The sequence below is a fragment of the Sphingomonas sanxanigenens DSM 19645 = NX02 genome (assembly GCF_000512205.2).
GTDB lineage: Bacteria > Pseudomonadota > Alphaproteobacteria > Sphingomonadales > Sphingomonadaceae > Sphingomonas_D > Sphingomonas_D sanxanigenens.
Genome location: NZ_CP006644.1, coordinates 1,739,918 through 1,766,403, shown reverse-complemented (window position 1 = coordinate 1,766,403; position 26,486 = coordinate 1,739,918). Strand labels below are relative to the sequence as shown.

Annotated in this window: 22 protein-coding genes; 9 read left to right on the top strand and 13 right to left on the bottom strand. The window is 68.3% G+C overall.

Translation table 11 applies throughout. The annotated features are described in order from the left end of the window. Nucleotides 1-44 precede the first annotated feature (44 nt). The 9 genes from addA to NX02_RS08030 form a co-directional block, all read right to left on the bottom strand. On the bottom strand, nt 45-3,539 hold the full coding sequence (addA, locus tag NX02_RS08070; RefSeq protein WP_025291685.1) for a double-strand break repair helicase AddA: 3,495 nt from the start codon (nt 3,537-3,539) through the stop codon (nt 45-47). Next, nucleotides 3,532-6,501, bottom strand: coding sequence for a double-strand break repair protein AddB (addB, locus tag NX02_RS08065; RefSeq protein WP_025291684.1), 2,970 nt, complete (start codon nt 6,499-6,501; stop codon nt 3,532-3,534). The genes addA and addB overlap by 8 nt, the downstream gene beginning before the upstream one ends. A gap of 16 nt (nt 6,502-6,517) precedes the next feature. Beyond that, nucleotides 6,518-7,279 (bottom strand): nucleotidyltransferase family protein, encoded by a 762-nt coding sequence (locus NX02_RS08060; RefSeq protein ID WP_025291683.1) that lies wholly within the window; start codon nt 7,277-7,279, stop codon nt 6,518-6,520. Then, nucleotides 7,276-8,268, bottom strand: a complete 993-nt coding sequence (locus NX02_RS08055) for an aminoglycoside phosphotransferase family protein (RefSeq protein WP_025291682.1) — start codon at nt 8,266-8,268, stop codon at nt 7,276-7,278. The genes NX02_RS08060 and NX02_RS08055 overlap by 4 nt, the downstream gene beginning before the upstream one ends. After that, nucleotides 8,265-8,708 (bottom strand): tRNA (adenosine(37)-N6)-threonylcarbamoyltransferase complex ATPase subunit type 1 TsaE, encoded by a 444-nt coding sequence (gene tsaE / locus NX02_RS08050; RefSeq protein WP_025291681.1) that lies wholly within the window; start codon nt 8,706-8,708, stop codon nt 8,265-8,267. The genes NX02_RS08055 and tsaE overlap by 4 nt, the downstream gene beginning before the upstream one ends. Then, nucleotides 8,705-11,053 carry a sensor histidine kinase gene (locus NX02_RS08045; protein ID WP_025291680.1) on the bottom strand — a complete coding sequence of 783 codons (2,349 nt, stop codon included), beginning with the start codon at nt 11,051-11,053 and terminating at the stop codon, nt 8,705-8,707. Before NX02_RS08045 ends, tsaE begins: the two co-directional genes overlap by 4 nt. Nucleotides 11,054-11,141: 88 nt before the next feature. Further along, complete coding sequence (locus tag NX02_RS08040) at nt 11,142-12,284, bottom strand: epoxide hydrolase family protein (protein WP_025291679.1); 1,143 nt, start codon at nt 12,282-12,284, stop codon at nt 11,142-11,144. Beyond that, the gene (locus NX02_RS08035) at nt 12,281-13,207 is read right to left on the bottom strand and encodes an alpha/beta hydrolase (protein ID WP_025291678.1); all 927 of its coding nucleotides are present in this window, start codon (nt 13,205-13,207) and stop codon (nt 12,281-12,283) included. Before NX02_RS08035 ends, NX02_RS08040 begins: the two co-directional genes overlap by 4 nt. A gap of 14 nt (nt 13,208-13,221) precedes the next feature. Beyond that, nucleotides 13,222-14,364, bottom strand: coding sequence for an LLM class flavin-dependent oxidoreductase (locus tag NX02_RS08030; RefSeq protein WP_025291677.1), 1,143 nt, complete (start codon nt 14,362-14,364; stop codon nt 13,222-13,224). 111 nt (nt 14,365-14,475) lie between these two features. On the opposite strand from NX02_RS08030, the gene NX02_RS30635 reads away from it, so the two are divergent. After that, on the top strand, nt 14,476-15,102 hold the full coding sequence (locus tag NX02_RS30635; protein WP_025291676.1) for a TetR/AcrR family transcriptional regulator: 627 nt from the start codon (nt 14,476-14,478) through the stop codon (nt 15,100-15,102). Here the strand turns inward: NX02_RS30635 and NX02_RS08020 are convergent. From NX02_RS08020 to NX02_RS08005, 4 genes are all read right to left on the bottom strand, one after another. After that, the gene (locus NX02_RS08020; protein ID WP_025291675.1) at nt 15,099-15,827 is read right to left on the bottom strand and encodes a metallophosphoesterase family protein; all 729 of its coding nucleotides are present in this window, start codon (nt 15,825-15,827) and stop codon (nt 15,099-15,101) included. The two genes, NX02_RS30635 and NX02_RS08020, sit on opposite strands and share 4 nt — an antisense overlap. Next, complete coding sequence (locus NX02_RS08015; RefSeq protein WP_025291674.1) at nt 15,811-16,599, bottom strand: nucleotidyltransferase family protein; 789 nt, start codon at nt 16,597-16,599, stop codon at nt 15,811-15,813. Before NX02_RS08015 ends, NX02_RS08020 begins: the two co-directional genes overlap by 17 nt. An 82-nt stretch (nt 16,600-16,681) precedes the next feature. After that, complete coding sequence (locus NX02_RS08010; protein WP_053000612.1) at nt 16,682-16,999, bottom strand: hypothetical protein; 318 nt, start codon at nt 16,997-16,999, stop codon at nt 16,682-16,684. A gap of 38 nt (nt 17,000-17,037) precedes the next feature. Beyond that, nucleotides 17,038-17,928 carry a branched-chain amino acid aminotransferase gene (locus tag NX02_RS08005; RefSeq protein ID WP_025291672.1) on the bottom strand — a complete coding sequence of 297 codons (891 nt, stop codon included), beginning with the start codon at nt 17,926-17,928 and terminating at the stop codon, nt 17,038-17,040. A gap of 78 nt (nt 17,929-18,006) precedes the next feature. Between NX02_RS08005 and NX02_RS08000 the strand changes: the two genes are divergently transcribed. From NX02_RS08000 to NX02_RS07965, 8 genes are all read left to right on the top strand, one after another. Next, nucleotides 18,007-18,501 (top strand): MarR family winged helix-turn-helix transcriptional regulator, encoded by a 495-nt coding sequence (locus tag NX02_RS08000; protein ID WP_025291671.1) that lies wholly within the window; start codon nt 18,007-18,009, stop codon nt 18,499-18,501. 140 nt (nt 18,502-18,641) lie between these two features. After that, nucleotides 18,642-19,889, top strand: coding sequence for an MFS transporter (locus tag NX02_RS07995; RefSeq protein ID WP_245648801.1), 1,248 nt, complete (start codon nt 18,642-18,644; stop codon nt 19,887-19,889). A 164-nt stretch (nt 19,890-20,053) separates the two neighbouring features. Further along, nucleotides 20,054-21,268 carry an aromatic ring-hydroxylating oxygenase subunit alpha gene (locus NX02_RS07990; RefSeq protein WP_025291669.1) on the top strand — a complete coding sequence of 405 codons (1,215 nt, stop codon included), beginning with the start codon at nt 20,054-20,056 and terminating at the stop codon, nt 21,266-21,268. Nucleotides 21,269-21,469: 201 nt separating this feature from the next. Continuing rightward, nucleotides 21,470-21,955 (top strand): VOC family protein, encoded by a 486-nt coding sequence (locus NX02_RS07985; protein WP_025291668.1) that lies wholly within the window; start codon nt 21,470-21,472, stop codon nt 21,953-21,955. 159 nt (nt 21,956-22,114) lie between these two features. After that, nucleotides 22,115-22,894 (top strand): 4,5-DOPA-extradiol-dioxygenase, encoded by a 780-nt coding sequence (gene ygiD, locus NX02_RS07980; RefSeq protein WP_025291667.1) that lies wholly within the window; start codon nt 22,115-22,117, stop codon nt 22,892-22,894. A 51-nt stretch (nt 22,895-22,945) separates the two neighbouring features. Then, complete coding sequence (locus NX02_RS07975; RefSeq protein ID WP_025291666.1) at nt 22,946-24,040, top strand: acetamidase/formamidase family protein; 1,095 nt, start codon at nt 22,946-22,948, stop codon at nt 24,038-24,040. Between the two features lie 140 nt (nt 24,041-24,180). Then, nucleotides 24,181-24,993 carry a TauD/TfdA dioxygenase family protein gene (locus NX02_RS07970; protein WP_025291665.1) on the top strand — a complete coding sequence of 271 codons (813 nt, stop codon included), beginning with the start codon at nt 24,181-24,183 and terminating at the stop codon, nt 24,991-24,993. Continuing rightward, nucleotides 24,927-26,471: a serine hydrolase domain-containing protein gene (locus tag NX02_RS07965; RefSeq protein WP_342671303.1), complete on the top strand. Its 1,545-nt coding sequence runs from the start codon at nt 24,927-24,929 to the stop codon at nt 26,469-26,471. The genes NX02_RS07970 and NX02_RS07965 overlap by 67 nt, the downstream gene beginning before the upstream one ends. The last annotated feature ends 15 nt before the right edge of the window (nt 26,472-26,486 follow it).

Here is a 26,486-nt window from a genome sequence, read left to right as displayed (position 1 = left end):
ATCTCCTTGTTTCGGGACGTATCTAGGATGTGCGCCGCTCCGCCTCAACGGGGCTCGATCAAGCTTTGCTCCGTGCCTGCGAAGCGCGGCTTGTGCGCCGCAATGAGCGCTGGGGTAAGTTCCAGCAGCACGGGTGCTGCCGTGTAGAGCAGGCCGGCGCGGATCTGGCGATCGGGAAAGATCACTTTCAACGCCGCGGCATAGGCTGAAATCTGGCGCAGATGATGCACCGGCGCAGAGTCGACCGTCGCGGGCGCGCGCCGACCGGTCTTGAAATCGACGATCAGCACATCGGCGTCGGTGACCAGCAGCCGGTCGACGGTGCCGGCGATCACCTCGCCATCCACCACCGCCGCCACCGGCGCTTCGGCCAGTGCCTCCGGCACGAACAGCGGGGCGAAGCGCGGATCGCCGATCACCGCGAGCACATCGCCGACCAGCTTCCTGCGGTCGTCCGCATCGGCGACGCCTGCGGCCCCCTCGAGCCAGTCGAGCCCCGCCGCCTCTCGCCGCGCCTGCGGCAGCGCTGGCAGCCGCTCGAACAGTGCATGAAGCAGGCGACCGCGCTCGGCAGCGGCGCGCATCGCCGGGCCGGGCGGCGGATCGGCATCGCGATCCTCGCCGATCGACGAGGGCGCGAGCGGCCGCGGCGGGCGCGCTTCCTCCGGCGCGGGGCGCAGCAGCCAGTCTGGCAGCAGACCCTCGGCGGCCCTGGAATCCTCGGACACGTCCGGCGCGCGACGCGCAGCGTCGACCGGCTTCGTGCCTCGGAAATGCTGGGCACCGCCCCAGAGCACGTCTTCGACCGGCTCGATGCCGAGCCCATCCATGGCCGCGGCGACCGCGGCGTGCCAGCTCCGTTCGGGCGGCCCGTTCTTCGCCCGCCGGCCGAGCGCACCGCCGATCACCAGTCGCTCCTCGGCGCGGGTCAGCGCCACATAGAGCAGCCGCCAATGCTCCTCGCGATCGCGCTTCGCGAGTTCCTCGGCATCGGCCTTGAGCCCACCCCACATCTCGTCCTTGCGCGCGCGGAATACCGGCACGGGATCGCCGCCCTCCACCGCATTCCATGCCAGCGCGCGCGCGGGCGCGGCGTCGGGATCGGTGGCGGCATCCGCCAGGATGACCAGCGGCGCCTGCAGGCCCTTGGCGCCATGCGCGGTCATCACCCGCACCGCAGCCTGCGGTTGCGCCGGATCGCGCTTGATCTCCACCTCGCCGCGATCGAACCAGTCGATGAAGGTCTGCAGCGAGGGCACCGCATCCGCCTCGAACGCCAGCGCGGTGCTGAGCAATTCCTCGATCGGATCGCGCGCCTCCTCGCCCAGCCGCCCGAGCAGCTTGCGGCGCCCATCGAGCGGCCCCGACAGCATATCCTCGAGAAAGCGATAGGGCGTCGAAAAGTCGGCGGCGTTGAGGATCGCGGATAACGCCGCGAGCGTATCGCCGATCATCGCCTGCTGCTGACGCAGGCGCTCGAACAAGGTCGTGCCCGCCTGGCGACGGCCATGATCGTAGAGTTGGTCCTGCGTCCATCCGATCAGGGGCGAGACCAGCAAGGCTGCGAGGTTGAGATCGTCGCCGGGCTGGAGCGCGAAGCGGACGGCGGCGAGCAGATCCTGGACACCAAGCGGCGCATCGAGCCGCAGCCGGTCGACGCCGGCGACGGGCACATTCTCCGCATAGAGCCGCGCGACGATCAGCGAGGCGAGGTCACCGCGCTTGCGCACGAGGATCATGATGTCCTCGGGGCGAAGCGGCCGGCCCTTGCTTTCCAGCCAGAGCGGCTCGGCCAGCCATTCGCGGATCTGGCGGGCGAGGCGCGTGGCGAAGGCACGGGTGCTGTCCGCCAGCCATTCCTCCTCGCCCTCGGCGTCCTCCCCTTCCTCGCCACTGTCGATCGCCGGCGCGATCGGCTGCCAGAGCGTGACGATGCCCGGTCCCGTAACGGCAGACTTGTGCGGTTCGGCGGGATCGAGCAGGCCGAGTTGATCATGGCCGAGCTGGTCGATCAGCATGTCGACCAGTTCGAGCACCGGCGCGGTCGAACGGAAGGACTGGTTGAGCGACAGGCGATGCAGCGGGCGCGGGCGATAGCCCTCCGCCTCCAGCCGCGCGACATGCGCGGGATCCGCCGCCTGCCGGGCGAAATGCTGCGCCGCCGCCTCGAACATCAGCGGATTGGTGCCCTGGAAACCGTAGATCGCCTGCTTGAAGTCGCCCACCGCGAACAACGTCCGGATGCGCCCGTCGCGCGTGCCCTCGCCGGCGAAGAACTCGTCGGCGAGCGCGCGGACGATCGCCCATTGCTGCGCATTGGTATCCTGCGCCTCGTCGACCAGCACATGGTCTGTCGAAAGATCGAGCTTGTAGCGGATCCATTCCCCCATGCCCTCGGTCTGGAGCAGGGCGACGGTGCGACGGATCAGATCGTCGAAATCGAGCAGCCCGCTGCGCCGCTTCGCCTCGGCATAGGCGCGCGCATAGCTGCGTCCAGCCTCCAGCGCGGGGCCGAGCAGCGCGACGAAGGCGGCGCGCGTCCTGAGGTCGATCAGGTCGCGGCACGCTTCGCCCAGCCGCTGCGCCAGCCCCGAATAGTCGGGCTCGGCGGCAATGAGCTTGTCGCTATATTTGCGGGGCTCGCCCTTCGCGGTGAAGGGCACCGACATCAGATCGGGCAGCATGGCGACGCGTCCGGGCGGAGCGGCGCCCAGCCATGCCGCGATGATATCCGTATGGGCAAGCGCGGTCTTGGTGCCCCAGGCCGCATTGGCGGCGGAGATTCGGCGCAATCCGACAAGGTCGAACATGGTGTCGCTGCACGCCTCGGCCAGCGCCGCCTCGATATCGCCTTCCGGTACCTCGAATGCGCGTCGGACGAAGGGGGAGATTCCGGTGGGCAGTTGTTCGAGCGCATCTGGGGCGCGCGCGCATTGCTGGAGGAAACCCTCCGCCCCGCCCTCGCCCAGCCGCAGGCTCAGCGCCTGGATCGCGGCGACGAAGCCGGGGAGCACGCCCGCCTCCGCCTCGACGAGCAGTTCGGCGAGCACGCGGCGCTGGAGAACCGCTTCCTCACGCCCCTCCATCGGCCGGAAGCCGGGGATCAGCCCGGCTTCCAACGGGAAGCCGGCAAGCAGCGCCTGCGCAAAGGCGTGGATCGTCTGGATGCGCAGGCCGCCGCCCTGCGCATCGATCACGCTGGCGAACAGGGTGCGGGCATGGGCGACGAGCACGTCGTCGCGCGGATTCTCGCCCAGCGCGAACAATTCCTTGCGCAGCTCCTTCTCGCTCAGCCGCACCCAATAGGCGAGCCGGGCGTGGATGCGCTCCGCCATTTCGGCGGCGCCCGCCTTGGTGAAGGTGAGGCACAGGATCGATTCGGGCCGCGCGCCGCCCAGCAGCAGCCGCAGCACGCGCGCGGAAAGCACGTGCGTCTTGCCCGTGCCCGCCGAGGCGGAGAGCCAGATATGCTCGCGTGGATCGGAGGCGAGCTTCTGCGCATCCTTGAGTTCGCTGAGCGGGGTGATCGATCTAGCCATCGCGGCCATACCATTCGTCCAGTCGCATCAACTGGTCATATTCGGCATAGGGCGCGAATTCGGGGTGGAGCTTGGCGGTGAAGGCCGCCTCGCCCGTCAGCCATTTTTCCGCCGCCTCGATGAAATTGGCAGCGGCGATGCCGACGAACTGGTCGGTGGGGATCTTGCCGCGCGCGCCATCGGGCGCGACGGGGGTTTCGATGTAGCCGAACCCTTGCCCCTTCTTGCGTCGCGCCATCGACCAATATTCGAACGCACCCGCTTTGCCGCCGACCTCCCCGAAGCCGCTGCGTTCCGCGATCAACCCGAGCAGCCCCAGTTGCAGCGAATAGCCGGCACGCACCGCGCGCGCGCTGGGTGGCGTACCCGTCTTATAGTCGACGATCGCAAGGCTGCCGTCGGGGAGCCGGTCTATACGATCCACACGGCCGTCGAGCGTGATGCCGCCGATCTCGACCGCGCCCTTCGCCTCGACCGTCGCAACGATGCGCCCCTCGCTTCGCATCTCGACGATGGTCTCCGCGATCCAGCCGACCGCCTCCATCAGCCGCGGTTCCCAGAGCGCGCGGACCAGCGGATGCGATCCGGGGCCGGCGAGCATCGCCAGGGCGCGGTCGCGCAGCTTTTCGGGCGCGCAGGCATCGTCACGCGCCCAGGCTTCGAGCACCGCGTGGATCGCGGTGCCGCGCCAAGCCGGTGTGGGATCGGCATCGATCATGTCGAGCGGCAACAAGCGCAGCATCCGCCGCGCGTAGAACGCGTAAGGGTCCGCTTTCAGCCGATCGACCTCGGTCACGCTGATCCGCGTCGGCCGCTCGGCGACCGGGGGCACCGGGGCGGGTCGCCGGGCGGGCTCATGCAATGCGCGGTCGAGCCGGCGGGCGAGCGCCACGAAGCGGTCGGCGCGGCGATGCTCGCGGTCGGGTGGATCGATCGCCGCGAGGCGCAGCCAGAAGCGCGAGGCGACGGTGGGCGCAGTGTCGCGATGCGCCCGGGTGACGATCACATCGGGCGCGCCGAGCGCGCCGGCGAAGTCGTGCGCGGCAAGGCCGATGCGGCGGTCGAGTCCGGGCAGACCGAGCTCGCTGCGGATGCGCGGCGCCAACCAGGGGTCCGGCGGCGGCACCGAGGGCCAGGTGCCCTCGTTGAGCCCGCCGAGGATCACCAGGTCCGCCTGCTGCAGCCGCGCCTCGATAAGCCCCCAGATCGCGATGCGCGGATGGCCGCCCTGTGGCGGACGCACCGCGACATCGTCCATCAGCCGGCGAAGCAAGGGACCGATGCCCTCGGCGCTGACGTCGCGGGGGCCGTTGGCGGCGCAGCGCTCGGCGTCGGCGAGCAGATCCGCGGCGGCGCGGCCGGCGGGCCCCGACCAGATCGCGTCGCCGCACAGGGCGGTCGCGACATCGCGCAGCGCCGCGAGCAGCGGTTCGAGCCGGCCGCCGTCGGCGTCGCGGAACGTGGCCTCCAGCGGCGCCAGCAAGGGCGCGGCCTCATCCCAGAACGGGCGCGCACTTTCGCGCAGCATCGCCGTGCGCGCGTCCCCTTCGAGCAGGAAAGCGGCAAGGCCGGCGCTCCCTTCCGCCGGCCGCGGCCCGCGGAGCGCGAGATCGAGCGCGCGCACGCCCTCCAGCCAAGCGAGCCGCCCCTCTCCCGCGCGCACCAGCGGATGTTTGAGCACGGCCAGCAAGGCGGGCGGCGCGAGGCGCTGGGCGGCGGCATCCGCCAGACCGAGCAGCAAGGCGCCCGGCGGCGTCATCGACAGCGGCACGCCGGCACTGTCGTCGGCGGCGATCTCCCAGCGGCGCAGCAGCGCCGACACCCGCCGCGCGAGACCGCGATCGGGCGTTACCAGGGCAGCCGTGCGTTCGGGTGTTTCCAGCGCCTCGCGCAAAGCGATGGCAATCGCCTGCGCTTCCTCCGCTGGGGTGGCGGCTTCCAGCGTGCGCACCCCGGTCAGCAGCCGCTCCGGCGCCTCGAGCTCGTGCCACTTGCCGGTGAAGCGCGCGGGCTTGAGCGCGTTATTGACCGCGCGCCCCCGCGCGGCGCTGGCATCATGGCCGCCGCCCCAGCGCCAACGCTCGACCTCGCCGGGGGCGATATCCATGCGATCGAGCAGCAGCTTGAGGTTGAACTGCGGGTGTGTCTCCACCGCGCGGCGGCCGCTGTCCGCGGGGAAAGGCCCCAGCGCCTCCCATTCGTCCGCGGGCATCGCCTGATCGAAACCGGGCAGCACGACCATGCCCCGTTTCAGCCAGGCGATGCTCTTGAGCAGCGCCGCGACCGCGGGCGCCGCCACCGTCACGCCCGCGGCCACGACGAAACCCGGCGGCGCTTCCCGCTTCCAGCGCTCGGCGGTCTGGCGCAGCAGCAGATTGCGGCGGGTCGCGCGGTCGATCCGGCCGATCTCCGCAAGTTCGCGCGGCCAGCGATCGAGGATGACCGCCAGCAGATCGAGCGCGCGCGCCCAGTGCGCCGAAAGTTCGGGCGCGATCTCCAATTCGCGGAGACGGCGCGGATCGACCTCCTCGATGATCAGTTGGTCGAGCGTGCGCGCGAGATCGGCGGCGAGGCGCACCGCCTCTGCCGCATCGACGGGCACGCCGGCGTCGCGTCGCGCCACCTGCACCAGCCGCGCCAGGCGCATCTGCCGATCGAGCGGCTCGATCGCCGGCGGCGGTGGCGATTCGCCCTCGGCCGGATCGAACAGCGGCCCGATCCGCTCGTCGAGATCATCGTCGCCGATCGCGATCAGCCGCGGCAAAAGCAACCCGCCCTCCGCGCGACGCACGAAGGCGTCGGTCAACGCCCGCTGCGCGCGGTTGTTCGGCAGGATGACGATGCCCCGCGCCAGTTCCAGCGGGGAACCGCCCCACCGCGCAATGATTCCCGCCGCCAGCGCATCGGCAAAGGCGCGATACGCGGGGATGGTGAAGACCGCGGGGCGAGCCGCGGCACTCAATGCGAGGGGAAGTTGCTCAGCCGTCGGCAAGGAGCGTTTCGGTCCGCGCGATCGCCGGCGGCGTGCCGACGTCGAACCACAGCCCCTGATGGACGAAGCCATAGCAGCGGCCCGCCTCGATCGCCTTGTCCCACAACAGGTTGGTGGAAAAGGGCCCGGCCGGCGCATCCGCAAGCAGGCGGTGGCTGATCAGCTGGATGCCGGTGTAGACGAAGGGCGCGACGCGGCCATGCGCGCGGCGGCGGATCTTGCCGAGCGCGTCCATGTGGAAATCGCCGCGGCCGTTGTGGCAATGCGCGCGCGCCAGCGGCACCAGCAGCAGCAGCGCATCCATCTCGGCGTCGTTCCAGCGCGCGGCGAGCAACCGGATCGCGTCGGTCGGCCCGTCCACCCACAGATTGTCGCTGTTGACGACGAGGAAGGGATCGTCCTCGATCAGCGGGCCGGCCTTCACCAGCCCGCCGCCGGTTTCCAGCAACAGGTCGCGCTCGTCGGAAATGATGATCTCCAGCCCGCCGGCCTTTGCCCTGAGGTGCGCCTCGAGCGCGTCGGCGCGATAATGGACGTTGACGATGGCGCGTTCGATGCCGGCCGCACGCAGGCGGTCGAGCGCATGATCGATCAGCGGCTGGCCGGCCACCTCGACGAGCGGTTTTGGGCGCGTCGCGGTCAGCGGGCGCATGCGCTTGCCGAGCCCGGCGGCCATCACCATCGCCGTCTTCAGCGGCGGCCCACCGGCGTTTGGCCGCAGGCTGAGCGGCTTGGCATTGCGGGTCATGCGCCGGCCGAATCGCGAAGCGCCGTCCAGCGCGCTTTGGCCGGCACATTCCCGGCGAACCAGCGTGCGACGGGCGCCAGCGCCGGATGCGCGAGATCGCGCTCCAGATAGGTCCACACGCGCGGGAGGAAGGCGAGGTAGCGCGGCTTGCCGTCGCGCTTCCACAGCCGGGTGAAGATGCCGACGATCTTGGCGTTGCGCTGCGCCCCGAGCACCGCATAGGCGGTGTCGAACCCGGCGATCGGCCTGGCGGCCGCGCGATAGCGCTCCAGCATCGCCGCCTCGAGATCGGGCGCGACGTCACGCCGCGCATCCTGCAGCAGCGAGACGAGATCATAGGCGGGGTGACCGGCCAGCGCGTCCTGAAAGTCCAGCAATCCAAGCCCTGCCACGCCCTGATGCCCTTCGAGCAGCATGATATTCTCGGCATGGTAGTCGCGCAGCACGGTGACGGGCAGATGACCGTCCGCGAGCATCGGCCGGAGTACTTCGTCCCACGCCGCGCGATAGCCGTCGATGTCGACGGTGAGCCCCGCGGCGGGGCAGAACCATTCGGTCAACAGCCCGGCTTCGCGCTGCAGCTCGGTGCGGTCATAGGCGCGCAGGCCGCCCGCGGCCGGGTGGCTGTGGAGGGCGGCGAGCAGATCGACCGCCTGGCTGTAGACGCGCGCCTCGCTTTCGGGCGCGGCATCGACGACTTCGCGCATCCGCGCATCACCGAAATCCTCGAGCAGGACGAGGCCGTGGTCGAGATCGATCGCGAGCGGGCGCGGCGCCGAGAATCCCAGCGACAACAGATGATCGGCAACCGCCAGGAAGGGGCGCGGATCCTCGTTGGGCGGCGGCGCATCCATCAGCACGCTCTGGCGGCCGGGCTCGATCACCCGGAAGTAGCGCCGGAACGAGGCATCGCCGGCGAGCGGGCGAATATCCGCCCCTCCCCAGCCATGACGGTGGAGGAAATCGGGTGCGGCTGGGGGCGGAGTCATGATGGCGGCCATCGCGTCTCCCAAGCCCCGGGCACTTCCGCTGTCAAGCGTCGCGCGCCATCGGGCTCCACGGCAAAGCTCAGGCGCAAGGTTTCAGGCCACAGCCGATCCCCCAGCCGCTCGGGCCACTCGATCAGCAGCGCACCATCGAGCAGGGCGTCGTCGAGCCCAAGCTCCTCGGCTTCCTCGGGCGCGTCGAGGCGATAAAGGTCGACATGGAGCACCGGCAGCCGCACTTCGGGCGGCTCATAGGGCTGGATGATCGCGAAGCTGGGGCTCGGCGCTTCTTCCTCGAGCCCGAGCGCTGACAAAAGCCCGCGCGCGAAGGTGGTCTTGCCCGCGCCCAGACCGCCACTGAGCGCGACGATGTCGCCCGGGCGCAGCAGCGCGGCGAGCGCCGCCCCCGCCGCCGCGGTCGCCTCGGCGTCGACAAGCCTCATCGGCGTGGCAGCACGATCGTGATCATTGTACCCTCGCCCGGTTCGGACACGAGGTTGAGTGTGCCGCCATGCGCCTCGACGATGTCGCGCGCGATCAGCAGCGCGCTCGCGGGCTGACCCTCGCCGGCCGCGCCGTTATCCTCCGGCCGTTCGAACGCGCGCGCCTGCGCGGCCTCGTCCATGCCCGGACCGTCGTCGGAAACGATCAGCCGCGCGCCGGCAAGGGTGCCATCGCCATGCAGCAGCACGCGCCCGCCCTCGGGCATGCTCGCGATGGCAAGCCGCACGAGATGGTCGAGCGCCTGGCGGATGCGCCGGTCGTCCCCCTCGATGCTGCCGAGCGACTCCTCGGTCTGCACCGCAAGGTCGATCGCGCGGGCGCGCGCCGACATGTCGAGCGTCTCGGCGACAGCCTGCATCGCGGTCGCGAGATCGAAAGGTGCCTTGTCGATGGCGATGCCGCCGGCGCCGCGCTGCGCGAGATCGAGCATATTGTCGATCAGCGTACCGAGCCGCGCGACCTCGGAGCGGATCGAGACGACATAGGGTTCTGCCGCCTCGGGCAGATCGCCGGCGAAGCCGCCCGCGAGCATCTCGGCGAAGCCGGCGATCGCGGTCAGCGGGGTGCGCAACTCATAGCTCATATTGCCCATGAAGCCGGCGCTTTCCCTGCCCGCCGCCTCCAGCGCCTCATTCTTGTCGCGCAGCGCCTGCTCGATGCGGCGGCTGTCGGAGATGTCGAGCATCGTGAACAGCGCGTTGCCGTCGGGCAGCGGCACCGCGGCGAAATCGAAATGCCGTCCATCGGCGAACGCCACGCGCCCGCTGCGCTGGCCGCGCTCGACGGTCGCGACGCGGACCAGTTCGCGGATCAGCCCGGCGCGCGACGGGTTGGCAAGTGCCTGCCCCGCCGCATCGGCAAGCTGGTCGATCCGCGGATGCGCGTCGAGCAGCCGTTCGTCGAAGCCCCAGATCGCGCGAAAACGGTTGTTCCACAGCTGCAGCCGGCCGTCGGCGGCGAACACCGCCACGCCCTCGAACAGATTGTCGAAGGTCGCGGCGCGTACCCGCAGCAGCGTGTCGCGCGCGCTGGCGAGCTGGATCTGCTCGGTGCGATCCTCGAAGATCAGCAGCAGCCCGCCATCGGGCAGCGGGTGGCCGACGACGCGCATATGCGCGCCCGCCGGCAGCAGCCAATTCTCCTCGATCGCGCCGTCGGCGGCACGGAACCAGTCGCGCCGCTCGGCCTTCCAGCCGGGGAAGTCGCGCACTTCGGGCAGGCGCCCGCCCTCGCGCATCCGTTCGAGCACGCGATCGAATTCGGGCGCGTCGGCCAGCCATTCGGACTTCATGTTGAACATGCGGCGGAACGGCTGGTTGGAGAACACCAGCGCGCGATCGGGGCCGAACTGCGCGACGCCGCCGGACAGCCGGTCGAGCATGTCGCGCTGGGTCGCGGCAAAGCGCCGCATCGCGCCGCGCGCCTGCTCCTCATCCTCGATGTCGATCGCGTAGCCGGCAACGCCGAGGTCGCCCAGCGGCACATCGACGATGCGCAGCATCCGCCGTTCGCCGTTGATCGTGGCCGGCGCGGTGCGGACGATCGTGCGATTCTCGTCGCGCGCGGTCGCCGCGGTCGCGGTCGGGCTGAGTTCGGCGGCACTGTCGACCAGTTCGATGCCGCGTTCGACCACCGCGGCGACGCTGCCGCCCTCGACGGCGCGGACATAGGCCTGATTGACCAGGGTCAGCCCCAGCCCCTCGCCACGGTGCCACATCGGCATCGGCGCGGTGTCGATCAGCGCTGACAAGGCGTCGAACGCGCTTGCCAGCCGCGCCGCCTCGCGCCCCAGCCGGCCGATCTCGGTCTCGCTCTCGGTGGCGTCGAAGAACCACAATATCACGCCGCCGGCAGCCGACAGCCCGGCACCCGCCGCGGCGCCGCGGATCATCAGGGTGCGCGTCGAGCCCTGCGCGCGCACGGTGCGCACGAAGCTGCCCGCCGATCGCTGGGCCGTGGAGATATCCTTGACGAGCAGCGCCGCATCGTCGGCGCTGAGGCCGACCTCGTCGCCGGCAATATCGCCGATGAAGCTGGGCAGGCGCGGCAGCCCGAGCCAGTCGGCGAGCCGCTCGGGCGCCTCGACGCGGCCATCGGCACGCACCACCAGCGGCAGCGCCGGCGCGCTGTCGAGCAACAGCTTCAGCCGATCCGCCTGCGACGCCGCGGCGCGTGCCCGCGCGCGCATCCGCATGCCGCTGAACATCGCCCAGCCCGCGAGCCCAAGCCACAGGGCCAGGACGGCACCGATTACCGCCGCCACTTCCGCCGTCATTCCGCCCATGTCGCCCGCATCGTCGTTTGCATCGCCCGGCTTCTAGGCGGAGCCGTGCGGGAGCGGAAGGGAGAGAAGCAGGCGGCGCGTTCGGCGTTCAGCGCAGCGTTCGCACGAACCCCCGCAGATCCTCCACGAACAGCCCCGGCTGCTCCATCGCCGCGAAATGGCCGCCGCGCGGCAATTCGGTCCAGCGCACGACGTTGTAGCTCTTCTCGACCCAGGACCGCGGGAACAGCGCGCCTTCACCCGGAAAGTTCGCGACCGACACCGGTTTTTCCACGCGCGCACCCGCCGGCACCGGTTCGTCGAGCACGCCGCGATAAAGCCAGGATGCGGTGCCGAACGTGTCCGTCACCAGATAGACCATGATGTTGTCGAGGATGCGTTCGCGCGAATGGACTGCCCAGAGGTCGCCATCGGGCAGTTGCGACCAGCCGTGGAACTTCTCGAGGATCCACGCCGCCACGCCCAGCGGACTGTCCGCCATCGCGTAGGACAGCGAGACCGGCTTGGTCGACTGCACCACCATATAGCCGCCCTCGGTGCGCCACACCTCGCCGAGCGACTGCATCGCGGCGATCTCTCCGGGGGTTTCGGGCTGCGCATCCGGATTGGTCCAGCCGAAGGCGAAGTTGATGTGGATGGCCGAGCAGCCCGCGCCCTCATAGCCGAGCCAGCCCGAGACCGACGATCCCCAGTCCCCGCCCTGCGCGACATAATCGGTATAGCCGAGCGCGGCGACGGCGCGGTCGAAGGCCCTGGCAATGGTGCGCGGGCCGATCGGTCGGCTGGGCTTGGACGAAAAGCCATAGCCGAGCAGCGACGGCACCAGCACCGTCATCGCGTCCGCAGGATCGCCGCCATAAGCGGCGGGGTCGGTGAGCGGGCCGATGATGTCGAGGAATTCGACGAAGGAGCCGGGCCAGCCATGGCTGACCACCACGGTCTTCGGTGCGGGGCCCTTCCCCACCGCATGGATCAGGTGGACGCTATAGCGTTCGCCATCGACCTCGACATCGACCAACACCTGATCGAAGCGGTTGATCGCCGCCTCGCGTGCGCGCCAGTCATAATGATCGCGCCAATAGGAGACGAGGTCGCGCAGCGCAGCGGGGCTGGTGCCATACGCCCACGGATCGCCCGCCGCTTCGTCGGGCCAGGCCGCCTCGTCGATCCGACGGGTGATCCAGTCCAGCCGCTGCTGCGGCATGTCGATGCGGAACGGCCGGACGGTCATGCGCGGTCTCCAAAGGCCTGGGCCAGCGCCGCGGCGGCATCGGCCACCGCCGCATCCGCTTCCGGCAACACGCCGAACATGCTGACGAAGCCGTGGAACATGCCGGGATAGGTCCGGCCATCCACTGCGACGCCGGCGGCGCGCAGCCGCAACCCATAGTCCCGCCCTTCGTCGCGGAGCGGATCGCATTCGGCGGTGAGGATCGTCGCCGGCGGCAGCCCGGCGAGCGATGCCGTGCGTGACGGCGACACCCAGGGGTGCGCGCGGTCCTCGCGCCGAGGCAGATACGCGTTGAGGCAGAGTTCGGAAAAATCGGCGTCGAGAAAATAGCCCTCGGCGAAGGCGCGGCGCGATTCGGTTTGCTCGACGAGATCGGCCCCCGGATAGATCAGCAACTGATGGACCAGTCCCGGCCCGCCCGCGTCGCGCGCGCGGATCGCCGCGACCGTCGCCAGGGTGCCGCCGGCGCTGTCACCGCCCACTGCGATGCGCGCCGGATCAACGCCGAGCGCAACCGCCTCTCGCGCCAGCCAGTTCAGCGCCGTCCACGCATCGTCGACCGCCGCCGGGAACACATGCTCGGGCGCGAGCCGATACTCGACCGAGACGATCGTGCAGCCCGCCAGCCGCGCAAGCCGGCTGCACAGCCGCTCATGGCTGTCGATCGAGCAGGCGATGTAGCCGCCGCCGTGGAGGAACAGCAGCACGGGTTCGGGCGCATCGCCGGCCTCGGTTCGGCGATAGAGGCGGACGGGAACGCCGTCCGCTTCCAGATCCCGCGTCTCGACGCCATCGGCCGGGTCGGCTGGCTGGGCCATCGCCGCCGACATCTGGCGGAACTCGACCGCGCCGATCCGGCTCCAGTCGATCTTCTGCGCGGTGAGTTGGTCCAGCATCGCGCGTGCGGCGGGGGTGAGCGACATCGCGCCGCGCTCCGTCAGGCCGCCTTCGCCCGCGCTTCTTTCGCCCTGAAGTGCGGAATGATCGTCTCGCCCAGGTGGCGCAGCGTCTCCATGATCGCCTCGTGCGGCACGGTGCCCATCTGCATCAGCATCAGCACCTCGTCCGCCCCCGCTGCTTCCAGCCGCTCGATATGCGCGATCGCGTCGGCGGGCGTGCCATAGGCATGGTCGAGATTGTACATGTCGGTCGCGGCCGGGGTGACCGGGATCTGCGCCTCGTTGAGATAGGCGATCGTCGCCGCCTCCACCCTCTTCACTTCGGCGGCATGTTCCTCCGAACTGAGTTCCTCGACCTCGGGCTTGGTGCCGCCGCCATACCAGTAATGGATCGCCTGAGCGAAGAAGCGCTGGCCGCGGAAGCCGATGCGGCGCGCCTTCTCGCGATCGTCGCTGACTATGATCGGGCAGCCGACCGCGAGATATTCGTTGGGGACATAGGGCACCTGCTGCGCCGGATCGCGGCGCGCGAAGGCGGCGCGATAGGCGGCGTTGAGCCGCGCCGTGTCGTCGGGCTTGCTGAACCCCAGGATCATGCCGCCCAACCCGCGCGACGCGGCGTTGATCAACGATTCCTCGCGGGTCGCCGCCATGAACATCGGCGGGTGCGGCTGCTGCCACGGCTTGGGATGGATCGGCCGGCGCGGAATATCGATATATTTGCCGTGATGCTCGATCTCGTCCTCGACCATGATCTTGGGGATCAGATACATCGCCTCGTCGATCATCGGCTGGAGCTCGGCGAAGTCATAGCCGAAGGTACCCGCCTCCTGCTGGGTGCCGCCCTTGCCGATCCCGAAATTGACGCGTCCGCGCGACAATATGTCCAGCGTCGCGACGCGTTCGGCCACCTTCACAGGATGGTTCATCGCGGGCGGCAGGCAGATCACGCCATGACCGATGCGGATCCGATCGGTCTTGCCCGCGACGAACGCCAGGAACGTCTCCGGCGAGGACATGTGCGAATATTGGGTGAGCGCGTGGTGCTCGACGGCCCAGATGCCATCCAAGCCCATGTCCTCGGCATAGACCGCCTGCTCCACTGCTTCATGAAAGGTCCGTTGCTCGCTCTCACGCGAGGTATCGACCATCTGCGCCTCGAAACATGCCGAGAATTTCATCTGCCCTCTCCACCTGCGGCCGGTCTGTGCCGGCATCGTCATATTTTTATAGCGCGCTATAATATTTTGCAAGGCGCGATGATTGGGTAAAGTTGCCACGTGGCAACTCAGATGAATCAGGGCCGGCGCGAACAGGCGAAGAGCGAGCGGCGGGCGGCATTGCTCGATGCGGCGCGGCGGATCCTCGCGACGTCGGACATTTCGATGCGGCGGCTGGCCGAAGAGGCGGGCGTGGCGGAAGCCACGCCCTATAATCTGTTCGGATCGAAGCGCGGTGTGATCGCCGCGCTCTATGCGGACCAGCGCGAGAGTTTCGAGTCGCGGTTGCGCGCGCACGGGTCGGCGGATCCGCTGCTGAGGCTGTTCGACGCGGTCGACCTGCTGGCGGATGACCTCGATCGCCATCCGCATTTCCATCGCGCGCTTTATGGTGCGGTCTATCGTTCCTCGGCCGACGAGAGAGACGCCGAGCCGGACGCCGACCCCGGCATCGATTTCTGGCGCACTGCGGTTGCGGCGGCTGACGCCAGCGGCCGGTTCCGCGCGGATGCCAATGTCGCGACGTTCGCGCGCTGCTTCGTCCACCTGCTGACGGGGGCAATGCTCGACTGGTCGGAACAGCGCATCGACGCGCAAGGCTGGCGCGCCGTCACTGCGCACGGCCTTGCGCTGCTCGCACTGCCGGTGGCGGCGGACGATGCGCTGGCGGCGTTGCACCGCCGGCTGGTCGTCGCCTAGATTTCCAGCAGCGCGTAGGGACGGTCGAACCGCTCGTTCACCACGAACTGCGCGCAGTTGAACACCGGCACGCCGCGCCGCGTACGCCCCTCATAGGTGCCGCGATGCGCATGGCCGTGGACCACCGCCTTCACATTGTCGAACCGATCGACGGCGTCGGCCAGGCGCGAGGAGCCGAGGAAGGGGAAGATCTCCGCCGGCTCGCCCGCCACGGTTTCCGGAATCGGCGCATAATGCAGCACCGCCACCGCGCGATCGGTGCGCAGCGAGCGCAGGCCGTTTTCCAGCTTGCGCGCTTCGTTGACCGATTCCTCGACGAACGCCTTGATCGCGCGCTCGCCGAACCCGCCCAGTTCGCCGCGGCCGAAGCCACCGACGAACCCCTTCACGCCGGCAAAGCCGACACCCTGGATCTCGACCGCCTGCTCGTCGAGAATGGTCACGCCCGCCTGCCGGAGGATACGGACGACCTCTTCCGGCGCGCCGCATTCATAATCATGATTGCCGAGGACGCCCACGGTGGGGATGGTGCAGCCGCGCAAATCCTCGGCGAGCACCTCCGCCTCGCTCGCCTTGCCGAAATTCGTGAGATCGCCGCACAGCGCAAGCACATCGGCCTTCTCCGAGATCTCCTCGAACAGCGCGCGATAACGCTGGTGCGAGTCCTCGGTCACGTGCAGGTCGCCGATCGCCGCGAGGCGGAGCGGCTCAGAAATGTCGCTCATGCTTTTCCTCCAGGCCCTTGCCGACGACATCGGCGAAACCCCAATTGGTGATGTCGACCACATAGTCGCGCGGCGACAGCAGACGGCCGCGGCAGACCTTCACATTGGCCGGCGGCAATTCCGCCTGCGCGCGGACGCGCTCGATCAACGTGTCGAACAGCCAGCGCGGCACCAGATCGCGTTCGGTGGGGTAGATGAAGCGGAAGTTCAGCAAATGGATCAGCAGCACCTCCCAGTGCAACTCCATCGCCGAGAGCAGCCGCTGCCAATCGATCTCGTCGTGCTTGCGCAGGATCACATGCGCGACGTCCGCGCCGTCATAGCGGTAGCGATCCTGGATGAAGAGCTTGGAGAGGATGAATTCGGTGGGCGGCGTGATCCGCACGCGCTGATCATAGACGTCCGCCTCATAGACCTCGGTGAACCAGCTGTCGGTGACCGGGATCGAGGCGGAGGAGATGTTGTAGATGACGTCGAAGAAATTCTCGCCGTCCCACACCTTGCCGATCCAGCGGTCGTCCTCGACGGTGATGCGGTAACCGGCTTCCTTGAAATGGGCGAGCAGGCGCGGCGCATCGCCCGCCTTGCAGAAGATGTCGATATCCTTGGTCGGCCGGATCACGCCGGTGTGGCAGGTGAGCGCATATGTGCCGGACAGCAGGAACGGCACATCCCAGCCGTTCAGCAGGCGGAGGCTTTCGGCGTAGAATGCGACGGCGTCTTCGGGCGGATCGAAAATGCTGCAGTCGATGGGGGCTGGCAGGTCCGACATGATCCTCGCTGGGCTGCCGCGACTGCTTGGCGCGGGAACGAGGATAACGGGAATGAGCGGCCGGTTGTTCCGCGCGCGCCGCTCAGCGCCCGCGACCGGCCACCAGCGCCACCGCGGCGACGGCCGCGACCGCCAGCACCGTCTCCTCGATCGAGTGACGGTTCCAGTCCCAGACCTTCAACCCCTCATAGCCCGCCATGTTCGCGCGGCGCCCGTCACCGAACGCCTCGATCCAGCGATATTCGTGCTGGGTGATTTCGCGCATGACGCACACCGCGCCACCGGCAAAGGCGCCGAGCCACAGCCCGGCGCGGGTGGGCACGCCCATCGCGCGGCCGATGCCCCAGCTTGCAAGCTGCACGCCGACCGCGATCGGCACATGGACGAGAGCATCGGTCATCCACCCGATAACGGCCGACATCTTCGATTGTGCCCCGCTTACCCGTTCGAGACGCGGCCGTTGACGAGATCCGAATAGTCCTTCTGGATCTGCCGGGTCAGCGCGCCGACTTCGAACGTCCATGGCCCTGCCGACCCCACCGGAGCGATTTCGGCGGCGCTGCCGGTCAGGAAGAATTGCTCGAACGTCTCGAGTTCCTCCGGCCAGATCGCGCGTTCCTGCACTGCGATGCCCCGCTTCCTCGCGATCTCGATCACGGTCTGGCGGGTGATGCCATCCAGAAAACAATCGGGTGTCGGCGTGTGGATCACATTGTCGCGGATGAAGAAGGCGTTGGCGCCGGTCGCCTCCGCCACCTGCCCGCGCCAGTCGAGCATCAGCGCGTCGTTGAAGCCGCGCGCCTCGGCATGATGCTTGGACATGGTGGCGATCATGTAGAGGCCCGACGCCTTGGCATGAACCGGGGCGGTGTGCGGCGCCGGGCGGCGCCAGGGGGCGATGTCGAGCCGCAGCCCCTTCGCCAACGCATCCTCGCCGAAATAGGCGCCCCATGGCCACGCTGCGATCGCGAGATGCGGCTTCGTCGCCTGCGCGGCGACGCCCAACTGCTCCGATCCGCGCCACGCCACCGGGCGCAGATAGCAGTCGGTCAGGTCGTTCGCCTGCATCACCGCGATGCAGGCCGCATCGATCTCGGCGACGCTCCACGGCAGGTCGAACCCCAGGATGCGCGCCGAATTCACCAGCCGCTCGCTATGCCTGGCCAGCGCGAAGATGGTGCCGCCATACGCGCGTTGCCCCTCGAATACCGAGGAGGCATAATGCAGCCCATGCGTCAGTACGTGGATGTTCGCCTCCCGCCACGGCACGAGCTTGCCGTCGAACCAGATCCAACCATCACGGTCGTCATAGGTGCGGGTATCGACCATCGTCCATCCTTACCGAATCCGAATGCGCGCCCGTTTCGGGCTTGAGCGGATGTAAAGTTCGCGGAAAAATAGGTCAATATGGCTGTCATAAATCAAGGCGCATCCGCGCTCTTCCTCCGCGAAGCGGAAATCCGCCGGGGCGTGGAGCTTCTCTATTTCGGCTACAGCCACCTCTATCGCGGCATCGATGAGGGGCTGGCGAAGCAGGGGCTGGGCCGCGCGCACCACCGCACGCTCTATTTCATCGCGCGCAGCCCCAACTTGTCGGTCAGCGAACTGCTGGGGCTGCTCGCGATCACCAAGCAGTCGCTTGGCCGCGTGCTCAACGAACTCGCCGAGCGCGGATTGGTGGAAAGCCGCCCCGGACCCACCGACCGCCGCCAGCGGCTGCTGCGGCTGACGCCTGCGGGCGTCGCGCTGGAGGCCGAATTGTTCGAGGCTCTGCGGGAGCGGATGTCGGTGGCCTATGCGGCGGCGGGGCAGGATTCGGTCTCGGGCTTCTGGGGGGTGCTGGAGGGGCTGATCCCGCCGGCGGAGCGCCCCCGCGTGGAGGCGCTGCAGCGCAAGGGCTGAGCCCGGCGGACGCATTGCGCCGTGCCCGTCAATTCTTCTTGCGCGGATCATCAAGAGCGGCGTGGCACCGCTGTGTCAGCTTCACCGCAATCGTCGGGGCTTGCATCCCGGCGGAACGGGCGCCACTTCTGGAGCGAGCTATGCCGCGCAACCTACTCGTCATGATCATCTCGTCGCTCGGCTTCTTCTTCGTGACGGCCACGACGTTCACGTCGCTCGGCTATGTGCTCTACACGATGGTGGCCGAACTGGGCTGGTCGCAGGCAGCGGCGGGCTTCAGCTTCTCGCTGCTCGGCCTCGCCTGCGGGCTCAGCAGCCCGCTGCCGCCGATGATGATGAAGATGTTCGGCACGCGGCTGACGATGGCGTTCGGCGCGCTGGTGCTGGCGGTGGGCTTCTTCATCGCCTCGGGCATTCAGGCGCTCGGCTTCTTCTTCGTCGCGACCTCGCTGATGGGCATCGGCTTCTCGCTGATCGCCCCCTCCCCCGCGGTCTATCTGCTCGCCACCTGGTTTCCCAACACCTCGGCGCGGATGATCGGCATCTACTTCATGGCGGGGGCGGCCGGCGGCATCGCGGGGCCGCTGATCGTCGAGACGATCGTCGGCGCCAGCGGCAGCTGGCGGATGCACTGGATCGTGATGGCGATCTTCGCGCTCATCTATGGACTGATCTGCCTTGTCGGCATCCGCGATGCGATGAAGGTGGAAAGCGTGGAGCAGGTGACCAACGCCGGCGCAAGCGGCCATGGCGCAACCGGCGCCTCGCCGTGGACAGTGCGGCAGGCGCTGCTCACCCCCTCGTTCCTGATCCTCGCCTTCGCGATGATGGTGGTGCAGACCGTGGTCACCACGATGCACTCCGCGCTGGTCGCGCATGTCGCCAGCCTTGGTGTCGGCGCCACCGCCGGCGCCTTCGCGATGAGCCTGCTGGCGTTCGCCGGCACCGTCGCCAAGGGCGTGACCGGCGCGCTGAGCGAGAAGGTGGCGCCCAAGCACCTGCTGGTCGGCGGGCTCGCGCTGCAGTGCGGGGCGATGCTGATGCTCTACCTCGTGCGCGTCGAACCGGCAGTCTACGGCGCTGCGGTGCTGTTCGGCATCGGCTGGGGGCTTTCGTGGCTGAGCGCCCACATCCTGCTGCTTCGCTACTTCGGCGCGGCGATCGCGGGCGACATGACGGCGATGGCGACCATGGCGACCACCTTCGCGGTCCTCGGCCCGCCCTTCGCCGGCAACATCGCCGACACGACCGGCAGCTTCGCCACCGCCTTCCTCGCCTTCGCCGCGCTGCTTGCCCTCGCCTTCTTCTCCACCGCCTTCCTGCTGCGCGCACCGCGCCGGCCCGGGGATGCGCTGGCCGAGAGCGCGGAACTGATGCCCGCGGAATAATCCCCGCGCATCCCACTCTCCACACCGTCGCTGCCAAAAGAGACGGCGCGGAGCGCAAAGCCGCCGGCAAAAGGCGGCGCTAAACCATCCACCATCCGTGAGAGGTCCGGCGGCGCCATCCTGGTGCGCATCGCCGGGCCGACACAGCCGACGGGACCAATTGAATGACGATTCTGACCGACCAGTTCTTCGACAGCTTCTCGAGTTCGATCCGTGACACGCTGGAAGCCGATACCCTGCCGCCGGCCTGCTACACGGACGAGGAATTCTTCCGCTTCGAGCGCGAGGCGATCTTCTATCGCGAATGGCTGTGCGTGGGCCGCGAGGAATGGGCGGAAAAGCCGGGCGACTTCTTCACCGCCACCCATGCCGGCGAACCGGTGATCGTGGCGCGCGACCGCAACGGCCAGCTCAACGCGATGTCGGCGGTCTGCCAGCACCGCGCGATGCTGGTGGCGGAGGGCGCCGGCAACACCCGCGCCTTCGTCTGCCCCTATCATCACTGGACCTATGACCTCGACGGCACGCTGGTCGGCGCGCCGGCGATGAACAAGACCTGCAACTTCGACAAGAAGTCGGCCAGCCTGCCCAAGCTGCGCATCGAAAGCTGGCACGGCTTCGTCTTCATCAACTTCGACGCTGACGCGGCACCGCTCAAGCCGCGGCTGGCGGGACTGGAAGAAGTCGTCGCCAATTACGACTTCGCCTCGCTGCGCGGCCCCCGTCCGCAGGCGCCCACGCATTATGCGTGGAACTGGAAGGTGATGTTCGAGAACAACAATGACGGTTACCACGCCAACCGTCTGCACCAGGGCCCGCTGCACGATTTCGTGCCGAGCGCCCTCGCCAGCTTCCCGGACCTGCCCGAGAACACCGCCGGCTATTACCGGCTCAACGGCTCGCTCCACCCCGATGCCAGCTTCAACGCGACGCAGAAGGCGGTCTTCCCGGTCTTTCCCAAGCTGACCGACGAGGAACGCCACCGGCTGCTGTTCGTCAACCTGCCGCCCAGCCTGTCGATGGTGATCATGAGCGACATGGTGCTGTTCCTGATCCTCGATGCCCACAGTGGAAGTTCCCATGCGCTGACGATGGGCACATTGCTCCATCCCGATGCGATGTCCGACCCGCTCTATGCCCTCAAGATGAAGATGAACGACGAGGCGGTGTACGAAATCGTCGAGCAGGATCTGCATGTCGATCTGCTGGTCCAGCAGGGCCTGCAATCCAAGTTCGCGCCGCGCGGCCGCTATAGCTGGCAGGAAGGCGCGCAGCGCCAGTTCAACCTGTGGCTGGTCGATCGCTACTGGGGCGAATGGAACCGCCGCCGCGGCCCTTCCGCGCCCGTCACCCAGTTGCGCCGCAGCGGCGCCGCCTGATCAACGCCCTCCTGCCCCTTCCCGCGGTGCGGGAAGGGACTTGCGGCACCGGTCCCCTGGGATCGGTGCCGCCTTCTTTTCCGCAGCATCGCGCCCTTCCCGCGCGCGGGAAGGGGATAGCGATCAAGCTTTTGTGCGCGCGCCGCCGAGCCTGTGCCGCCGCCGCTGATACCTCCGGCGATACCTGCACAGGAGCAAAGAATGACCAACACCCTGATCTTCGTCGACCTCGCTTCCGACGATCCTGCCGCGGCCGGCGCCTTCTATGCCGAGGTGTTCGGCTGGGAGAATGATGCGCGGCCGGAGGGCATCTATCACCGCATGGTGCCGGGCGGATTCTTCAAGAACAAGGATGGCAGCGACAGCCAGATCGGCAACCTGCACCTGGGCATCTTCGACGCGGGCAATGCCCGCCCGCATCCCGAACCCGCCGGCGTCGAGCCGCGGACGCTCTCCACCACCGGCCGCAAGCCGCGCATCTGGGTCCTGATCAGCGACGACGACAGCGCCGATCGCATCCTCGCGACTGCGCAGACGCTGGGGGCGACCATCCTGTGGCGCAATCATTACTGGAAAGAGTTCAACGGCTACAACCATGCGTTCGTCGATCCGTGGGGCAATGAGATCGTGCTGTGGGGCAAGGCCGGGGAAAATCCGCAGATTCCGGCGGACTTCACCCGCGAATAACCGGCCTGGGCGGCGGCGCGACAAATTCTTGTGCGTCGCGCCGCAAGACCCCGAACCCCGCCCGTTCCTAGCGTCAGCGACAAGAACAGGGGCCGCACGGCGCGCGACAAGGGGAACGCGCGCGATGCACGACAATCAGGTGAAGTGGAGTTTCAGCGGATGAGCCGCCTACCCGTCATTTTCTTCGGCCATGGCAGCCCGATGGTCGCGCTCGAGAAGAGCGCGGTCACACGGACCTGGAATGCGATCGCCGGGCGCGTAGGCAAGCCGAAGGCGATCCTGTGCATCTCAGCGCACTGGCTGACGCGCGGCACCGCCGTTACCGCGATGCCGCAGCCGCGCACCATCCATGATTTCGGTGCCTTTCCGCAGGCTCTGTTCGATGTGCAATATCCTGCACCGGGCGATCCCGAGCTTGCCGGCCGCGTGCGCGCGTTGCTGAGCCCGATGTCCGTCACCATCGATCAGGGCTGGGGGCTCGATCACGGAACCTGGTCCGTCCTCGTCCACGCCTATCCCGAAGCCGACGTCCCCGTCGTCCAACTGGGCATGGACGTCGGCAAATCCCCCGCCGACCATTGGGCGGTCGGCCGCCTGCTGCGCCCGCTGCGCGACGAGGGCGTGCTGATCATCGGCACCGGCAATATAGTGCACAACCTGCCGGCAATGGACTGGGGGAACCCGGACGCCCCTGCCTACCCCTGGGCCGAGCGCTTCAACACGACGATGGTCGACGCGATCGCCGAAGACCGGCCCGAGGTCGTGATCGACTTCGCGGCGATGGGGGAAGCAGCGAAGCTTTCGGTGCCGACGCCCGACCATTTCTGGCCTTTGCTCTATGTGCTCGGCGCCCGTCATGAAGGCGAGGCGGCCGAGTTCCAGCCCAACTTCATCCACCACAAGTCGCTCAGCATGACGAGCGTGCTCATCGGCGCCTGACCCGCGTCTCCTGCCCACAGTCTCAGCGTATTTTTGCCCAGAGGAGTTTCGATGGCCCTGATCAGCGCCCAAACCGCCGCGGTCCGTGAGGATATCCAGCCGAGCGCGCTCCATTATCTGCGGGCGACGCCCGAGACCGTTCACTGGGGCTATTTCTCGCCCGAGATCAAGCCGGCGCTGGTGGTGAAGAGCGGCGACCTGATCCAGGCGCAGGCGGTGACGCACCATGCCGGCGACGATCCCAGCCTGATGATGGATTGCGACATCCGCCGCATCTTCACCGAGATCGCCCCGGAAACCCGCGCCCCCGGCTGCCACATCATGACCGGCCCGATCTACGTCGAGGGTGCCGAGCCCGGCGACATGCTGGAGGTGCGCTATTTCCAGATGAAGCCGCGCTTCAATTACGGATCGAACCTGTCGGCAAGCTGGGGCCATCTCTACAAGGAATTCGGCGAGAAGGAGCGGGTGACGATCTACAAGCTGGATCGCAACGCCAACACCGCCAGCGCACTCTACGCCTATGACATCGAGGGCGATTATGGCCTGCCCGGTCGCATGACCAACTGCCCGGAATGCGATCGCCACCCCGCCCTTCCCGGCATCACCATCCCCGCGCGCCCGCATCTGGGCACCGCCGGCGTCGCCCCCGCGGTCGACGCGCCGGTCAGCACCATTCCGCCCGGCCTCCACGGCGGCAATATCGACAATTGGCGGATCGGCGCGGGCGCGACGATGTTCTACCCGGTGCAGGTGAAGGGTGGCCTGTTCTCGATCGGCGACCCGCATGTGAGCCAGGGCGACGGCGAGATCAGCGGCACCGCGATCGAGGCCTCGCTCGACGTGCTGTTCCAGATCGTGCTGCGCAAGGATTTCCAGTTCCCCTCGCCGCTGCTGCAGACCGACGATTGCTGGATCGTCCATGGCTTCGGCGCCGATCTGGACGAGGCGATGAAGGGCGCCTCCACCGACATGCTCCATCTGCTGACCGAGCATCAGGGCCTCTCCCGCGTCGACGGCTATTCGCTGATGAGCGTCGCTGCCGATTTCGGCGTGACTCAGGTGGTGGACGGCACCCAGGGCATCCACTGCCGCATCGAACGCCGCATCTTCCCCGACAAGGGCAGCGTGCTCGATATCGGCTGACGCCCGGAGATCCAGACCCTATGTTCCGCGCCCGGAGACTTCGACGCCCCGACCGCCGCCGGCAGACCGGCGGTCGGCGCGCCGAACCGGGCGCGGGGCGCCCCGCTCACACGAGACCTGCCCCATGAAGGATTATCGCGATGGCCTATGACCTGATCGACGTCCGCCCGATGACCAAGCGCATCGGCGCCGAGATCTTCGGCGTCGATCTCAGCGAGCCGCTCGGCAACCAGGCGTTCAGCGAGATCCACGATGCGCTGATGAAGCACCAGGTTGTCTTCTTTCGCGACCAGACCCTCACCCACGACGCGCACAAGACGTTCGGCCGCGCCTTCGGCGACCTCCACATCCATTCGGGCGTGGCAGGGCTGGAGGAGCATCCCGAGGTGGTGGTGATCCATGCGGACGAGACCAGCAAGTTCGTCGCCGGCGAGAAGTGGCATTCGGACCTGAGCTGCGATCCCGAACCGCCGATGGGCAGCATCCTCTACATGCACACCCTGCCCGACCATGGCGGCGACACGCTGTTCGCCAGCATGTATGCCGCCTACGACGCGCTCTCGCCCGCGATGAAGGCCTTCCTCGATCCGCTCACCGCGGTGCATGACGGCGATCATGTCTACAAGGCGATCTTCCCGGATTCGACCAAGAAGTACAACATCAGCAGCCACCCAGTGATCCGCACGCACCCGGTGACAGGGCGCAAGCTGCTGTTCGTCAACTCATCCTACACCACCCGCATCAACGAGCTAGGCAAGGACGAGAGCGACGCGGTGCTGCAATTCCTGTTCAAGCACATCAACAACGCCAACTTCCAGGTGCGCTTCCGCTGGCAGAAAAATTCGGTCGCCTTCTGGGACAATCGCTGCACCCAGCATTTCGCGGTGTGGGATTATTTCCCGGACACGCGGTCGGGGTTCCGGGTCACGGTGGCGGGCGACAAGCCGTTTTGAGGGTGAGGCCACGGCTGGCACTGGTCTGTGCACTGGGACTGGCTACGCAAACCCAAGCAGCCCCCCTCGAAAGGAGCGCCCGCCGCGCCCCCTCGCCCCTTGGGGAGAGGGACGGGGAGAGGGGGGAGTCGCGCCTGGCGTACAGCCTTGTCACGACCAAAGCCCCCGCCCCGACAGACATTCCTGCGCTAATCCCTCAAGACCCTTGCGCTTGGCGCGACTTCCCCCTCTCCCCAACCCTCCCCCCGCGGGGGGAGGGAGCTGAGTCCGGCGCCATCGCCACCCTCCGCGCCCGCCTCACCGCCATGGTGGATGCCGGCGAGATCCCCAACGCCCAGATCCTGATCACCCAAAACGGCGCGCCCCTCGCCGCCTTTCGCCTCGGCTACAGCGACATCGCCAGCAAGGCCCCGCTCCCCGAGGACGCGATCTTTCGCCTCTATTCGATGACCAAGCCGATCACGTCGGTGGCGATCATGATGCTGGCGGAGGAAGGCCGGCTGAGCCTCGAGGATCCGGTCGGCCAATACCTCCCCGACCTCGCCGGCCTGCGCGTCTACGACCCCGCGGCAGCAGCCGCCGCGCCGGATGCCGATCCGGTGCGAACCGTCCCGCCCGCGCGCGCGGTGACGATCGAGGATCTGCTGTTCCACGCCTCCGGCATCACCTATGAGTTCATGGGCGACACGCCGGTGCACCGGTACTACCGCCGCCACGGCGTCAGCCGCGCGACCGCGGCGACGAGCGGCCGCGATCAGGCGCCGCCTGCCGCCACCCTGGCCGACCTGGTCGCACGGCTGGGCAAGGCGCCCCTGCTCCACCAGCCGGGCGAACGCTTCAGCTACGGCTTCTCGACGACGGTACTCGGCGCGGTGATCGAGCGGGTGTCCGGCGAGACGCTGGACGATTTCTACCAGCGCCGCATCTTCGATCCGCTGGAGATGCGCGACACCCGTTTCGTGATCGACGATGCGCGCGTGCCCCGGCTGGTTGCCAACACCCTCGCCACCCCGAGCGGCCTCAAGCCGCAGGAAAGCGCCGCCACCTCCGAATATCGCGACCCCACCCGCCTGCGCGACGCCGGCGGCGGTCTCGCCGGCACGATCGAGGATTATCGCCACTTCGCCGAGATGCTCGCCAACCGCGGCACCTGGCACGGCCGCCGCCTGCTGAAGCCCGAGACGGTCGATGCGATGTTCACCCCCCGCCTGCGCACCGGCGGGGCGCCTGAGGAAGACAGCATGTTCGGCTACGGCCTCGCTCTGGGCGACGCCGAAACGGAGGCGAAGGGCGGCCTGCCCAGGGGTGCGGGAAGCTGGGCCGGATCCGGCAACACCTATTTCTTCGCCGACCCCGACCGCAAGCTGGTTGCGATCCTGATGACCAACATGCTGACGCCGGGGCCGATGGCGAAACGGACCTATGAGCTGCGGGCGTTGGTGAACAAGGCGGCTTTGGGGATGACGCGGCAGGAATAGCGCAGTCAGCGCGAG

Bases quoted from the DNA above. Each gene is read 5' to 3' on its own strand.
- addA (WP_025291685.1), bottom strand. From the start codon at position 3,539: ATGGCTAGATCGATCACCCCGCTCAGCGAACTCAAGGATGCGCAGAAG.
- NX02_RS08060 (WP_025291683.1), bottom strand. From the start codon at position 7,279: ATGACCCGCAATGCCAAGCCGCTCAGCCTGCGGCCAAACGCCGGTGGG.
- NX02_RS08055 (WP_025291682.1), bottom strand. From the start codon at position 8,268: ATGACTCCGCCCCCAGCCGCACCCGATTTCCTCCACCGTCATGGCTGG.
- tsaE (WP_025291681.1), bottom strand. From the start codon at position 8,708: ATGAGGCTTGTCGACGCCGAGGCGACCGCGGCGGCGGGGGCGGCGCTC.
- NX02_RS08045 (WP_025291680.1), bottom strand. From the start codon at position 11,053: ATGGGCGGAATGACGGCGGAAGTGGCGGCGGTAATCGGTGCCGTCCTG.
- NX02_RS08040 (WP_025291679.1), bottom strand. From the start codon at position 12,284: ATGACCGTCCGGCCGTTCCGCATCGACATGCCGCAGCAGCGGCTGGAC.
- NX02_RS08035 (WP_025291678.1), bottom strand. From the start codon at position 13,207: ATGTCGCTCACCCCCGCCGCACGCGCGATGCTGGACCAACTCACCGCG.
- NX02_RS08030 (WP_025291677.1), bottom strand. From the start codon at position 14,364: ATGAAATTCTCGGCATGTTTCGAGGCGCAGATGGTCGATACCTCGCGT.
- NX02_RS30635 (WP_025291676.1), top strand. From the start codon at position 14,476: ATGAATCAGGGCCGGCGCGAACAGGCGAAGAGCGAGCGGCGGGCGGCA.
- NX02_RS08020 (WP_025291675.1), bottom strand. From the start codon at position 15,827: ATGAGCGACATTTCTGAGCCGCTCCGCCTCGCGGCGATCGGCGACCTG.
- NX02_RS08015 (WP_025291674.1), bottom strand. From the start codon at position 16,599: ATGTCGGACCTGCCAGCCCCCATCGACTGCAGCATTTTCGATCCGCCC.
- NX02_RS08010 (WP_053000612.1), bottom strand. From the start codon at position 16,999: ATGACCGATGCTCTCGTCCATGTGCCGATCGCGGTCGGCGTGCAGCTT.
- NX02_RS08005 (WP_025291672.1), bottom strand. From the start codon at position 17,928: ATGGTCGATACCCGCACCTATGACGACCGTGATGGTTGGATCTGGTTC.
- NX02_RS08000 (WP_025291671.1), top strand. From the start codon at position 18,007: ATGGCTGTCATAAATCAAGGCGCATCCGCGCTCTTCCTCCGCGAAGCG.
- NX02_RS07995 (WP_245648801.1), top strand. From the start codon at position 18,642: ATGCCGCGCAACCTACTCGTCATGATCATCTCGTCGCTCGGCTTCTTC.
- NX02_RS07990 (WP_025291669.1), top strand. From the start codon at position 20,054: ATGACGATTCTGACCGACCAGTTCTTCGACAGCTTCTCGAGTTCGATC.
- NX02_RS07985 (WP_025291668.1), top strand. From the start codon at position 21,470: ATGACCAACACCCTGATCTTCGTCGACCTCGCTTCCGACGATCCTGCC.
- ygiD (WP_025291667.1), top strand. From the start codon at position 22,115: ATGAGCCGCCTACCCGTCATTTTCTTCGGCCATGGCAGCCCGATGGTC.
- NX02_RS07975 (WP_025291666.1), top strand. From the start codon at position 22,946: ATGGCCCTGATCAGCGCCCAAACCGCCGCGGTCCGTGAGGATATCCAG.
- NX02_RS07970 (WP_025291665.1), top strand. From the start codon at position 24,181: ATGGCCTATGACCTGATCGACGTCCGCCCGATGACCAAGCGCATCGGC.